Source organism: Clostridioides sp. ZZV14-6345, assembly GCF_020657775.1.
Lineage (GTDB): Bacteria > Bacillota > Clostridia > Peptostreptococcales > Peptostreptococcaceae > Clostridioides > Clostridioides difficile_D.
Genome location: NZ_JAGWCX010000010.1, coordinates 50,828 through 63,738, shown reverse-complemented (window position 1 = coordinate 63,738; position 12,911 = coordinate 50,828). Strand labels below are relative to the sequence as shown.

13 protein-coding genes are annotated in these 12,911 nt (G+C 28.0%); 10 read left to right on the top strand and 3 right to left on the bottom strand.

The genetic code is table 11. From position 1 onward, the window contains the following. Nucleotides 1-81: 81 nt before the first annotated feature. From KGF39_RS04250 to KGF39_RS04235, 4 genes are all read left to right on the top strand, one after another. A complete protein-coding gene (locus KGF39_RS04250) occupies nucleotides 82-1,347 on the top strand; it encodes a class II D-tagatose-bisphosphate aldolase non-catalytic subunit (protein WP_054272223.1) in 1,266 nt (421 codons plus the stop codon). A gap of 87 nt (nucleotides 1,348-1,434) precedes the next feature. Next, the gene (locus KGF39_RS04245) at nucleotides 1,435-2,166 is read left to right on the top strand and encodes an HAD family hydrolase (RefSeq protein WP_227821325.1); all 732 of its coding nucleotides are present in this window, start codon (nucleotides 1,435-1,437) and stop codon (nucleotides 2,164-2,166) included. Nucleotides 2,167-2,541: 375 nt separating this feature from the next. After that, a complete protein-coding gene (locus KGF39_RS04240) occupies nucleotides 2,542-3,264 on the top strand; it encodes a sugar phosphate nucleotidyltransferase (protein ID WP_227821324.1) in 723 nt (240 codons plus the stop codon). 21 nt (nucleotides 3,265-3,285) lie between these two features. Continuing rightward, nucleotides 3,286-5,349: a sulfatase-like hydrolase/transferase gene (locus tag KGF39_RS04235; protein ID WP_227821323.1), complete on the top strand. Its 2,064-nt coding sequence runs from the start codon at nucleotides 3,286-3,288 to the stop codon at nucleotides 5,347-5,349. A gap of 199 nt (nucleotides 5,350-5,548) precedes the next feature. Here KGF39_RS04235 and KGF39_RS04230 read toward each other — a convergent pair whose 3' ends face one another. The 3 genes from KGF39_RS04230 to KGF39_RS04220 all read right to left on the bottom strand — a co-directional run bounded on the left by KGF39_RS04230 (nucleotide 5,549) and on the right by KGF39_RS04220 (nucleotide 6,859). Further along, complete coding sequence (locus KGF39_RS04230) at nucleotides 5,549-5,842, bottom strand: spore coat protein (RefSeq protein ID WP_003425293.1); 294 nt, start codon at nucleotides 5,840-5,842, stop codon at nucleotides 5,549-5,551. A gap of 5 nt (nucleotides 5,843-5,847) precedes the next feature. Beyond that, complete coding sequence (locus KGF39_RS04225) at nucleotides 5,848-6,063, bottom strand: hypothetical protein (RefSeq protein ID WP_003420960.1); 216 nt, start codon at nucleotides 6,061-6,063, stop codon at nucleotides 5,848-5,850. Nucleotides 6,064-6,613: 550 nt separating this feature from the next. Next, entirely contained in the window at nucleotides 6,614-6,859 is a 246-nt protein-coding gene (locus KGF39_RS04220) for a nitroreductase family protein (RefSeq protein WP_413927065.1), read from the bottom strand. Nucleotides 6,860-7,164: 305 nt separating this feature from the next. Here KGF39_RS04220 and purE point away from each other — a divergent pair, with 305 nt between their 5' ends. Genes purE through purH form a run of 6 tightly spaced genes read left to right on the top strand, consistent with a single transcriptional unit; the run spans nucleotide 7,165 to nucleotide 12,906 of the window. Continuing rightward, nucleotides 7,165-7,641 carry a 5-(carboxyamino)imidazole ribonucleotide mutase gene (gene purE, locus KGF39_RS04215; RefSeq protein WP_003425290.1) on the top strand — a complete coding sequence of 159 codons (477 nt, stop codon included), beginning with the start codon at nucleotides 7,165-7,167 and terminating at the stop codon, nucleotides 7,639-7,641. A gap of 5 nt (nucleotides 7,642-7,646) precedes the next feature. After that, complete coding sequence (purC, locus tag KGF39_RS04210; protein ID WP_227821322.1) at nucleotides 7,647-8,345, top strand: phosphoribosylaminoimidazolesuccinocarboxamide synthase; 699 nt, start codon at nucleotides 7,647-7,649, stop codon at nucleotides 8,343-8,345. Between the two features lie 11 nt (nucleotides 8,346-8,356). Then, nucleotides 8,357-9,724, top strand: coding sequence for an amidophosphoribosyltransferase (gene purF, locus KGF39_RS04205; protein WP_227821321.1), 1,368 nt, complete (start codon nucleotides 8,357-8,359; stop codon nucleotides 9,722-9,724). Then, complete coding sequence (gene purM / locus KGF39_RS04200) at nucleotides 9,718-10,794, top strand: phosphoribosylformylglycinamidine cyclo-ligase (RefSeq protein WP_227821320.1); 1,077 nt, start codon at nucleotides 9,718-9,720, stop codon at nucleotides 10,792-10,794. Before purF ends, purM begins: the two co-directional genes overlap by 7 nt. Next, complete coding sequence (gene purN / locus KGF39_RS04195) at nucleotides 10,788-11,381, top strand: phosphoribosylglycinamide formyltransferase (protein WP_227821319.1); 594 nt, start codon at nucleotides 10,788-10,790, stop codon at nucleotides 11,379-11,381. Before purM ends, purN begins: the two co-directional genes overlap by 7 nt. Then, nucleotides 11,374-12,906: a bifunctional phosphoribosylaminoimidazolecarboxamide formyltransferase/IMP cyclohydrolase gene (gene purH, locus KGF39_RS04190; RefSeq protein WP_227821318.1), complete on the top strand. Its 1,533-nt coding sequence runs from the start codon at nucleotides 11,374-11,376 to the stop codon at nucleotides 12,904-12,906. Before purN ends, purH begins: the two co-directional genes overlap by 8 nt. Nucleotides 12,907-12,911: the final 5 nt, after the last annotated feature.

Below are 12,911 nucleotides of genomic sequence, written 5' to 3'. Positions count from 1 at the left end.
ACATAAAGATGTTTTTAATGAATATTTTATTAAAAACATCTTTGAAAACATCTTAAAAATAGAATAAAAGGAGATATAGTCATGAAAAAGTTACCAATAAAGACTGTCGTACAAAGATTACTAGACTTACAAGAAGAAGGGAAAAGTGCAACGCTTTTAGGGATTGGTCCTATGTCACCAAACTTATTACAAGCAAGTTTTGAACTAGCAAAAGATGATGATTTTCCTTTAATGTTTATTGCCAGTAGAAATCAAGTAGATGCAGATGAACTAGGTGGTGGTTATGTAAATGCTTGGAATCAAGAAACTTTTACAAAGGATATTAAGAAGATAGCTGACAAAGTTGGATTCAATGGATTGTATTACTTATGTAGAGACCATGGTGGTCCATGGCAAAGAGATAAAGAAAGAAATGACCATTTACCTGTTGATGAGGCAATGGAGTTAGGAAAAAAATCTTATTTAGCTGATATTGAGGCAGGTTTTGACCTATTAATGATTGACCCTACAAAAGACCCATTTGAGATGGGAAAGGTAATTCCATTAGATGTAGTATTAGAGAGAACTGTAGAATTGATTGAATATTGTGAGAATGAAAGGAAAAGACTTAATTTACCAGAAATAGGATATGAGGTTGGAACAGAAGAAACAAATGGAGGTCTAACTTCAACTGAGACGTATGAAACATTTATAACTAGGCTAAAGGTTGAGCTTGATGAAAGAGGTTTGCCAATGCCAACATTTATAGTTGGTCAAACAGGTACTTTAACTAGAAAAACAGAACAAGTAGGAACTTTTAACTTTAGAAATGCTTATGATTTAGCCCAAATGGCTAAGAAGTATGGCGTTGGTTTAAAAGAACATAATGGTGACTACTTAGATGATGTAACCTTATTAGAACATATACCATCTCAAATTATTGCTACAAATGTAGCTCCTCAATATGGTACTGAAGAAACCAGAGCATATTTAAAATTAGCAGAAGTTGAACACAAATTAAAAGAAGAGGGGTTAATTGAGAAGACTTCTAATATTAGACATGTTCTTCTTGTTAATGCAATCGAATGTGGACGTTGGAGAAAGTGGGTAATAGGAGAACAAAAAAATCTAACTACTGAAGAAATATTTGAGGATGAAGTTTTATCTAATGAGATATTAGATATTGCAGGGCATTATACATTCAATAATGATGATGTTAAAAAAGAATTAAAAGTGCTTTATGGTAATTTAAGTAAGAATAACATTGATGGTCAAAGATTTGTTGTAGACCATATTAAACGCCCTTTACGTGATTATGCAGAATGTTATAATTTAAAAGGTGTTACTACAAGGATTTTAAATAAATAATGGGACTCATAGTGGTAGGTATTGTTATACTAGGTATTTATAGTTATAATTATACTTACCACTATTAAATTTAGGAGGGCTAATATTTTGATTAATTTAGTTTTTGATGTAGATGATACTTTATACAATCAATTGACACCTTTTTATATTGCATATAATAAAGTGTTTTCTTCAATAAAGGATGTTTCTATTGAAGATTTATATATAATTAGTAGAAAGTACAGTGATGAAGTTTTCCATTTGACTGAGAGTGGAGAGATGCCAATTGAGAAAATGCATATATATAGAATAATAAAGGCTTTTGAAGAATTAGAAAATCCTATTTCAGAAAAGGATGCTCAAAATTTTCAAGATGAATATATATATCAACAATCACAAATCACTTTAATTCCAGAAATGGAGCGAGTTTTAAATTTTGCCAAAGAAAAAAATATTAATATAGGAATTATAACTAATGGTCCATCTTCTCATCAAAGAATGAAGTTAAACCAGTTGAATATTGAAAACTGGGCTGACAAAAGCAATATTTTTATTTCTAGTGAAGTTGGTTCTTCTAAGCCAGACATCAATATTTTTAGACTAGCTGAGAATGTTATGAATTTAGATAGAGAAAATACATATTATATAGGTGATTCTTATAAAAATGATGTAGTAGGTGCTAAAAAAGCTGGTTGGAAGAGTATATGGATGAATCATAGGGGACATAGGATAGAAGATTTGATTTATAAGCCAGATTATGTAATTTTGGAATATAAAGATTTGTTATCTTTAATTATAAAAGTATGTAGTAAAAAAAGTCTTAACAATAGAATCATCTAAAAAAATTAAAAAGACTTGTGCAAAATTATATATTTAAATTATGAGTAATCTGTTTTACATTAAAAAATGGATTATTTAAAAAATTTTCCATATTAATAATATAAATTTTTTTTAATATTGACCGATAAATAAAATGATAGGGAATTCTTAGTTTGAAAATATAAAATTTAATGAATTATACTAAAAATAATAAGTTGAAATTCATATTAAGTTTAAATCCTTGGAATGAATGAAAATAAATACTAAATTTAAAATGAAATTTAATATTTATACTAATAAAGAAATTTATATCGGAAAAATTTGAAGATTTTATAAATAATACTAGGTTAAAATCTATAAATAAGTACAATATTTAATTGGAAGAGAGGATTAGATATGAAAGCAATAATTTTAGCAGCTGGGATGGGGACACGATTAAGACCATTAACTTCAGAGATCCCAAAACCATTAGTTAAAGTTAATGGGAAGCCAATGATAGAAACCCAAATAGAATGTCTATTAGAAAAGGGGATAAAAGATATAAAAGTTGCAGTAGGATATTTAAAAGAAGAATTTTATTATTTAGTGGAAAAATATAATGTGGAATTAATATATAACAATAAATATGATATATATAATAATATTTATACTATGTATTTATTAAGAGAACATTTACCTGATAGTTATGTTATAGAGGGAGATGTATATATATGTAATAACTTTATAGATCCAGATATAAAGAAATCCACTTATTTTACTCTTTATAAAGAAAATTTTAATAATGAGTTTATATTTAAATTTGATGAAAATAATAAGGTTTATGATATGTATGTTGGTGATAATAAGGGGTATATATTGTGTGGTGTATCCTATTGGTCATTAACAGACGGAAATATTATAGTAAAAAAATTAGAGGAAACAATAAAAAATGGAGACTTTGAAAGTCTATTCTGGGATGATATTGTAATGCAAAATAAAGATGCTTTAAATATGTACATTCAGAAAATAGATTTTAAAGATTGTTTTGAAATAGATAATGAAAAAGATTTGAGATTTTTGGAAAAATGTATAGTTCAAAATAATGAATTTACAATGAAAAATATTTTACAATACTCGTAAGTAGGTTAGGAAGGAATTTATATGGGAATTTTAGATGAAATAATGAACCAAGAGCATTTTGATGTAAAAACATCACTAGATTATATTAATGAGTATGAGAAGTTACTACCATTTGATAGTGAGATTCATACTGCACGTGCAGTTACATATTTTTTTGGAGAAGAATATAAACTTGCAGAAGAACATATTAGAAAAGCCTTGAAATTTAGACCAAATAATTATGATAATAACTTTTATTTAGCAAATATATTGATTGCTATGGGTAAATATTCTGAAGCTATTAAAGTAGCTATATTAAGTGTGACATTCTTAAAACATTTTGCTAAGATTCAGGGATATGATTATATAAATGACAAACTATTTTATTCTAATGAACAAGTAAAAACTCTAATTGAGTATTGCATTGAGAATATAAAAGACACAAATATACTTGAAGACTTAAAAAAATTTTTTGGATTTATTGAACTAAATATTTCTAAATTTCCTGCATGTTTCTATGGGAATAAATGGAATCTTATAATAGAAGAATATTTAAATAAAGACTCAAGTCGTAAGTATAATGATTATATATGCTTTTATTCTGACACTTATAATAATATGTTATCAGATTTTCAAAAAAATTTATGTATTGCTATTAACAATTCTGAGATATCTTCAATATGTCCAATAGAGAGTTTTAAATCTATGACTACAAAAGAATTCAGTTTAGATAATGGGAAGTATATTATTCCAATTGCTACAACTGAATATAACCAAGTTATTGACTTTAAAATTAGAAATACTAATTTTAAATCACAACAAGTAGATCCACCTGGTTTTTTTAAGTATTATAGAGTAAATAATGGCATTAGTTTAAATTCAGATAAAGATATTATAATTGGTAAGCCAATCAAGCTAGGGTTTAAAGAAAAAAATAAAAAATTAGTTTTTACTATATTTATAGATGCTTTATCTCAAAAATATTTATTGGAAACAAAATATAAATCAATGCCTTACACAAAAGCTTTTTTTAACAAAGGAATTATATTTGAAAATTGTTATTCAGCAGGAGAGTGGACATATCCATCTTTGACAAGTGTGGTTACAGGGTTATATACAACTAATCATCATTTTTTACATTCTAGTGCAGGATATAAATACCCTGATGATATAGATTTATTCAGTGAGATTATGAAAAAAAATGAATATTTCACTGCAAATATAAGTGGTACATATGCACTTGCACCATATAGCAGTGGTTTTAGAGGGTTTGATAGAACTGTTTTTAAGAATAGTTTAGGATTTTCTGATTCAGCAATAATTAATGATGCGATTAAGCATATTGAATCATTTAAAGAAACCAATCAATTTGTGTTTATGTCTTTAAGCGATGTTCATAAAATATTAGATGATATTGAAAATTATAGTGTTAATTATGATATTGTTAATCAAACATCTTTAGATATAGAGACATCTTTATCAAACAGGGGCTCGCTTGTAAGTGCATGGCAAAAATATGATGAAGAGACTATTAAAAAATATGATGTGGCGCTTAGGGAACTAGACCGTCAATTGAAAGGAATTTATGATTATATATTACAAAACTACTCTGAAGAAGAGTATTTAATTAGTATTTTTTCAGATCATGGAGCTTCATTTTTAGGTAAAGATGATTTTTTATTAAAATCAAATATAACTAATAGTGTATTAATGGTTAGAGGGTCTGGAAGTGTCTCTAATGGTAACACAGAGTATATAAGTAATATGGATTTAATGCCTATAATTTTAAAATTAGCAAATATAGAACATGATTTATCTAAGTATGATTGTGTACTTCCAAAGACACTAGGAGGTAAGGGACGTGAGTTTACCTATAGTGAATCAATATATCCTGGTCAGACTTATAAAGCTATGGTCAATAATGATAAATATTGTTATATATTAGAAACAAAAGGCATTATTAATATAGATGGAACCATTAATTTTGATGGATATAGTGATTCTGTTTTTGATAAAAAAGAAGCTAAAGAAGTTAAAGATAATGATATTTTAGAATATTATAGAGAGATAGTATATAATCATATAAAAAGAAATATTAAATACTAATATTAAAAATTATTTACATATTAAATAGATATAATTTATTGTATTTTAATAAATATTCTGGGTCTTTAAAATATAACTATTGAACTATATGTAGTAAAAATTTTCACACAAAAAATGAGATACTCAAATTTTTATTTTGAGATATCTCTTTTTTATTATATAGTTAAAATAAAATAATTAGGAGTATATTTTATTTAGATTAATCAATAACATTTTGGGATTCTTTATAACTACATGTTAACTGTTGAATAGGTTTATCATATGGTTTAACCCATCCTTTATTAATACTTAATTCTGTAAGTGCTGTGTGACCTTCTACCATTTGAGTTAGTGAAGCTGAATATATAGCTCTTAATTCAGGTGTACTACTTGTTAATGCAGAATTAAGATACATATTGGCAGATGCTTTAGCAGATGAAAGCATACTTAACATTATTACTTTATCGTCTATATAAGTATTGTTCTTAATTAGATTTTCTATCATATTTCTCATGTTATCTATACCTCCTCAGAAATTAGTATTTCATTTTCAACTATAAATTGTTGTATAGCTTTAATTCTTCCTTCTGTTGCTAATATGCTGGATTCTGATTGTCTTTTTAGGTCTTCATCTGATATTAACATATTTATTGCTCTTTGCATAAGTAATCCATCAGATTCCATTTTTATAACTGCTGCTAAAGATATTTTTTCAGTTTCTGAAAGTATTCTCATTTAATCATCTCCTATATTGTAATTTATGCTTTAATAGTATGTCTTTCTTTTTAACGAAATAACCATAACACTTTTTTACAGTATTTTATATTCTCTTTATATCAAAGTTTAGTTAACTTATATACTAATAAAATTTTGTAGGAGAGTTATCATTAAATATCTATCAGATAAATTATTTAAATATTCATTAAACAAAATTTACTTGTATGTACTTCTTCAAGAGTCAATATGAATTTTTGTACAAAGATTAATTTTAATGATAATCATTAAATGGTATATTTTTCTTTAAGTTTTGACGGGAAGTATTAACTTATTAAAATACTTTAAGGAAAAATGGCTAATTTTAGGATATTATCAACAAATTTAAAATACTTAACTGCTATACTTTCTATATCTTAAATTTTATAGGGAGATAAAATGAATTTTAAAAATAAAACCAAGGTTTTAAGTCTTGTTTAATATCAATTTCAAAATAAAGAAAAGTCCCCTAATACAGCATTAGTAGATACAGGAGATTTTTATGACCCAGATGGTCTATGGAAATAGAACTTTATCTATTTTTATATGCATTTCTATGTATTTTATTTTCATCAAATTGGTCTATAAATTCATTTTTTTCTTCACTATATCCTATAGATATAAGGGCATATGGTATTAATTTTACTGGTAAGTCTAAAGCTTGTCTAACCTTATTTACCACTTTATTTTTAGGAAATACTCCTGCCCAACAAGTAGCTAGACCTTGATTAGTAGCTTCTAACAATAAATTTTGTGTGCAAGCACCTAAATCTTGTATCCATTTACCAGGCTTTAAGAATTTATCTCTATTTCCAAGTACGACTATACATAATGGTGCGAATTCTATATGCTTTGCTCTATGCTGTGATTTTGAGACAGCTCCTTTTTTATTTTTACAAAAAAATATGAATAATGTTCGACAGGTGGCGAATGAAAAAATTACAAGTAATATTTTTTTTAAAAAATTTCAAAAAAGAGTTGATAATATATGTATATTAATATAAAATTTAATATATATAATTCGTATAATTATACGAATGATTTAGAGTGTAAAATAACTTATAAACGGAGAGGGGAAGTCTAATGAAAGTAGCAGTAGTTATGGGTTCAAAATCAGATTATCCAAAATTAGAAGAAGGGATAAAACTGCTTGAAAAATATGGAATAGAAGTTGTAGCAAGAGCATTATCTGCTCATAGAACACCAGAACAACTTTCAATATTCCTAAAAGAAATAGAAGATGATACAGATGTAATAATAGCAGCAGCAGGAAAAGCAGCACACCTTCCAGGTGTAATAGCTTCACAAACATTAATTCCTGTAATAGGATTACCTATTAAATCATCAACTATGGATGGACTAGACTCACTTTTATCAATAGTTCAAATGCCAAAAGGAATACCAGTTGCAACAGTTACAATAGACTTAGGTTTAAACGCAGCTTTATTGGCATTACAAATAATGACTTTAAAATACCCAAAATTAAAAGAGGATTTGAAATCATATAGAGAAGAGATGGCACAAAAGGTGCTAGAAGACGACAAGAATTTAAGGGGGTAACAGAAATGTTATTATATGAAGGAAAAGCAAAACAAGTATATTCTACAGATAATGAAAATGAATATGTTGTTTATTATAAAGATGATGCGACAGCATTTAATGGAGAAAAAAAAGCAGAAATATCTTCAAAAGGTATACTAAATAATAAGATATCAACAATAATCTTTGAAATGTTAAAAGAAAATAATATAAATACACACTTTATAAAAAGTTTATCAGATAGAGAAATGTTAGTTAAAAAGGTAGACATTTTACCATTAGAAGTAATAGTAAGAAATATTGCTGCTGGTTCTATTTGTAAAAGAGTTGGTCTTGAAGAAGGTGTGGTTTTCGACGAGCCAATTTTTGAGATAAGCTACAAAAATGATGCTTATGGTGACCCAATGCTAAATGACGATTATGCAGTAGCAATGAAGTTAGCAACTAGGGAAGAATTAAAATTCTTAAGAGAAGAAACTTTAAAAATAAATGAGTTACTAAAATCATTTTTCTTAAAATTAAACCTAAAGTTAGTTGACTTTAAAATAGAATTTGGTAAAGATTCTCAAGGAAATATAATATTGGCAGATGAAGTATCACCAGACACTTGTAGACTTTGGGATGTAAATACAAATGAAAAGTTAGATAAGGACAGATTTAGAAAAGACCTTGGAGACCTTGTAGAAGGTTATACGGAAGTACTTTCAAGAATGAATAATAAATAGGAGGCAAATGTATGTGTGGAGTTTTAGGGATTTACTCTAATAAAGATGTAACTAAAGAACTGTATTATTCTTTATATTCTATGCAACACAGGGGGCAAGAAAGCTGTGGTTTAGCTCTTTTAGATGATGGAGAAATTAAGTATAAAAAAGATATGGGATTAGTTGGAGATGTTTTTAAGGAAAGTGAATTATCTAAGTTAAAAGGAAATATAGGGATTGGACATGTTAGATATTCAACAGCTGGAGGAAGCCATGTTTCTAACTGTCAACCTTTAGTTGGAAGCTGTAGAAAAAGACAATTAGCCATAGCTCATAATGGAAATCTAGTCAATGCAAATTATTTAAAAGACATGCTAGAAGAAGATGGATATATGTTCCAAACTAATTCAGATACAGAAGTGATTTTATATATACTTGCAAGATATTACAAAGGGGATATAGTAGAAAGCTTAAAAGTGACAATGGATTATATAAAAGGTGCATATGCTCTTGTAATAATGAGTCAAGAAGAATTGGTTGCAGTTAGAGACCCACATGGATTCAGACCTCTTGTACTTGGTAAAAAGGGTGATGAATATATATTTGCATCAGAGAATTGTGCAATAGATATACTTGGCGGAGAAGTTATAAGAGATGTAGAGCCAGGAGAAATAATAGTAATTAAAGATGGAGAATTAAAATCATATTTTTATTCAGAAAATTATAAGCCAGTTAAGAAGAGTTGTATATTTGAACACATATACTTTGCAAGAAATGATGCAACTATAGACAATGTAAATGCGTATGAATTCAGAATTAAATGTGGTGAAAGATTAGCTCAGAATGAAACTGTAAAAGCAGATATGGTAGTTCCAGTTCCAGATTCAGGTTGGCCAGGAGCTATTGGTTATGCAAATGCTAGTGGATTAAAAATAAGTGAAGGCTTAGTTAAAAATAGATATGTAGGAAGAACATTTATAAAACCTACACAAGAAGAAAGAGAAATAGCAGTAAAAATAAAATTAAATCCTCTTTCAACAATAATAAAAGGAAAGTCTATAATTTTAGTAGATGACTCAATTGTAAGAGGAACTACATCTAAACAATTAGTAAAATCTTTAAGAGAAGCAGGAGCAAAAGAAATTCATCTTAGAATAACATCTCCTCCAGTAGCTTACTCTTGTTACTATGGAATAGATACTCCAAATCGCTCTAAGTTAATTGCATCAAGTAACAACGTAGAAGAAATGAGAGAATATATTGGATGTGATAGTTTAAAATTCCTAGATATAGAAGGAATGTTAGATGCAACAGAACATAAGTCTACTTTCTGTAAAGCTTGTTTTGATGGGGAATACCCAGTTAAGAAAATTGATAAGGAGGAACTACTTTCATGTTAACATATAAAGAATCAGGTGTAGATATAGATGAAGGAAATAGAGCAGTAGACCTTATAAAAGGTAAAATAAAAGGAACTTATGATGGAAATGTAGTTGGAGATTTAGGTAACTTCAGTGGGCTATACAGTTTAAAAGATTTTGTAGGTATGAAAGAACCAGTTTTGCTTGCATCTACAGATGGTGTTGGGACTAAATTAAAAATAGCTCAAATGATGGACAAGCATGATACTGTTGGAATAGATTTAGTTGCAATGTGTGTAAATGATTTGATTTGTCAAGGAGCAAAACCATTATTTTTCCTTGATTATATAGCTCTTGGGAAATTAGTTCCTGAGCATATAGAAAAAATAGTTGGTGGAATTGCAGATGGTTGTAAAATATCTGGTTGTGCACTAATTGGTGGAGAAACTGCTGAAATGCCTGGAATGTATGGAGAAGATGACTATGATTTAGCAGGATTCTCTGTAGGAATAGCAGACAAAGAAAAGATTGTTTCTGGAAACAATGTTAAATCAGGAGACGTATTGGTTGGTATATCTTCAAGTGGAGTACACAGTAATGGTTTTTCTTTTATAAGAAAGATATTTTTGGAAACTTACAATTATAAAATGGAACAATATGTTGAAGAACTAGGAATGACAGTTGGAGAAGCACTTTTAACACCAACTAAAATATATGTTAAATTAGCTTTAGATGTACTAGCGAAACATGACATAAAAGCTATAGCTCACATAACTGGTGGAGGGCTTATAGAAAACATAACAAGAGTTATACCTAAAGGGTTAGGATTAGATATCAATAAAAAATCTTGGGAGAAGCCTCCTATATTCAAAATGATAGAAGGTTTTAATGCTGTTGATGAGAGAGAACTTCATAAGAGTTTCAACATGGGTATTGGATTAGTTTTAATAGTAGATAAAGAAAATGCTGACAATGTTGTAAACTTTATAAATAATAGAGAAAATGACAATGCTGCTTATGTAGATAAAAAATACAGTGAATTACTAGAAGATAAAGCTTATATAATTGGTGAAGTAGTAGATAGTCATGAAGGTGTAGAATTATGCTAAATATAGGAGTTTTAATATCTGGTGGAGGAACAAATTTACAAGCAGTTATAGATGGCACTGAGTCTGGAGAAATCAAAGGTCAGGTTAAAGTAGTTATCTCAAGTAAGCAAGATGCTTATGGATTAGAGAGAGCTAAAAATCATAACATAAAGGCAATTTGTGAAACTAATGAAGACAAGATAATAGAAATTCTTAAAGAAAATAAAATAGATTTAGTAGTATTGGCTGGTTATTTAAAAATAATCAGCCCAAAGCTGGTTAATAAGTTTAGAAACAAAATGATAAACATACATCCATCATTAATTCCTTCATTCTGTGGAGCTGGATTCTATGGAGAAAAAGTTCATCAAGGTGTGATAGATTATGGAGCTAAAGTAACTGGTGCTACAGTTCATTTTGTTGATGAAGGTGCTGATACTGGACCAATCATAATGCAAGATGTAGTTAAAGTGAATCAAGATGATGATGCAAAAACACTTGCAAAAAGAGTGTTAGAAGTTGAACATAGGATTTTAAAAGAAAGTATAAGTCTTTTTTGTGAAAATAAATTAAAACTTCAAGGTAGGAGAGTGTTTATAAATGAGTAAGAGAGCTTTAATAAGTGTAACTGACAAGACAGGTGTAGTGGAATTTGCTAAAGAGTTAAATAAGCTAGATTATGAAATTATATCTACAGGAAATACTTTTAAGATATTAAAAGAAAATGGAGTTAATGTAATGCAAGTTGAAGATGTTACAAACTTTCCAGAAATATTAGATGGAAGAGTAAAAACATTAAATCCATATATACATGGTGGTATACTTTATAAAAGAGATAAAGAATCTCATGTAGAAACTGTAAATGAACACAAAATATGTTCAATAGATTTAGTAGCTGTAAATCTATATGATTTTGAAGGAACTTTAAAAGCTGGAAAAAGCCATGATGAAATGATAGAAAATATAGATATTGGTGGACCATCTATGATACGTTCTGCTGCTAAAAACTATAAAGATGTAATAGTAGTAGTAGATATAAAAGATTATGATTCTATAATAGAAAAATTAAAAACAGACACAATGACATTAGAAGACCGAAAAAAATTATCATATAAAGCTTTCTCAACTACAGGAAGATATGATGCGTTAATATCTAGTTATTTTGCTGGAGAAGTTGGAGATACGTATCCTGACATATTAAATTTAACTTTCCAAAAAGAACAAACTTTAAGATATGGAGAAAATCCACATCAAAATGGTTTCTTATATTCACAATCAAATGCAAAAAATCCAATCTTAAATTATGAGCAATTAGGCGGTAAAGAACTTTCTTTTAACAACTTAAACGATTTACATGGATGTTTAGAAGTAATGAGAGAATTTAAAGATAGTGAAGAAGTAGTTTCAGTAGCTATAAAACATGCTAATTCATGTGGAGTAGGGCTAGGAAAAGATGCTTTTGAAGCATATACAAAATGTTATGAAGCAGATAAAGTTTCAATATTTGGTGGAATAGTAGGAATAACTTCTACTATAGATAAAGCTACAGCAGAGAAATTAAATGAAATATTCCTAGAAATAGTAGTAGCATATGATTTTGAACCAGAAGCTTTAGAGATACTTAAGCAAAAGAAAAATCTAAGAATATTAAAATTAGCTAAGATAGAAAATAGTTTACAACCATATGAAATGAAATATTTAGATGGAAAATTATTAATACAAGATAGAAATAATATATTAGCAGAAAAAAGTGAAAATGTAACAAAAGCAAAACCAACAGATGAACAACTTAAGGACATGGAATTTGGTATGAGAGTAGTAAAAAATATGAAATCAAATGCAATTGCAATAGTAAAAAATGGACAAACTCTAGCTTTAGGTTGTGGACAAACATCAAGAATTTGGGCATTAAAAAATGCTCTTGAAAATAACAAAGATAAAGATTTTAAAGGAGCTGTTTTAGCATCAGATGCATTTTTCCCATTTGATGATTGTGTAACATTAGCTCATGAATATGGAATATCAGCAGTAGTTCAACCAGGTGGTTCTATAAAAGATAAAGATTCAATAGAAGCTTGTGATAAGTATGATATGGTTATGGTATTTACAGGAATAAGACACTTCAAACACTAAGGAGG

Bases quoted from the DNA above. Each gene is read 5' to 3' on its own strand.
- KGF39_RS04250 (WP_054272223.1), top strand. From the start codon at position 82: ATGAAAAAGTTACCAATAAAGACTGTCGTACAAAGATTACTAGACTTA.
- KGF39_RS04240 (WP_227821324.1), top strand. From the start codon at position 2,542: ATGAAAGCAATAATTTTAGCAGCTGGGATGGGGACACGATTAAGACCA.
- KGF39_RS04235 (WP_227821323.1), top strand. From the start codon at position 3,286: ATGGGAATTTTAGATGAAATAATGAACCAAGAGCATTTTGATGTAAAA.
- KGF39_RS04230 (WP_003425293.1), bottom strand. From the start codon at position 5,842: ATGAGAAATATGATAGAAAATCTAATTAAGAACAATACTTATATAGAC.
- KGF39_RS04225 (WP_003420960.1), bottom strand. From the start codon at position 6,063: ATGAGAATACTTTCAGAAACTGAAAAAATATCTTTAGCAGCAGTTATA.
- purE (WP_003425290.1), top strand. From the start codon at position 7,165: ATGAAAGTAGCAGTAGTTATGGGTTCAAAATCAGATTATCCAAAATTA.
- purC (WP_227821322.1), top strand. From the start codon at position 7,647: ATGTTATTATATGAAGGAAAAGCAAAACAAGTATATTCTACAGATAAT.
- purF (WP_227821321.1), top strand. From the start codon at position 8,357: ATGTGTGGAGTTTTAGGGATTTACTCTAATAAAGATGTAACTAAAGAA.
- purM (WP_227821320.1), top strand. From the start codon at position 9,718: ATGTTAACATATAAAGAATCAGGTGTAGATATAGATGAAGGAAATAGA.
- purN (WP_227821319.1), top strand. From the start codon at position 10,788: ATGCTAAATATAGGAGTTTTAATATCTGGTGGAGGAACAAATTTACAA.
- purH (WP_227821318.1), top strand. From the start codon at position 11,374: ATGAGTAAGAGAGCTTTAATAAGTGTAACTGACAAGACAGGTGTAGTG.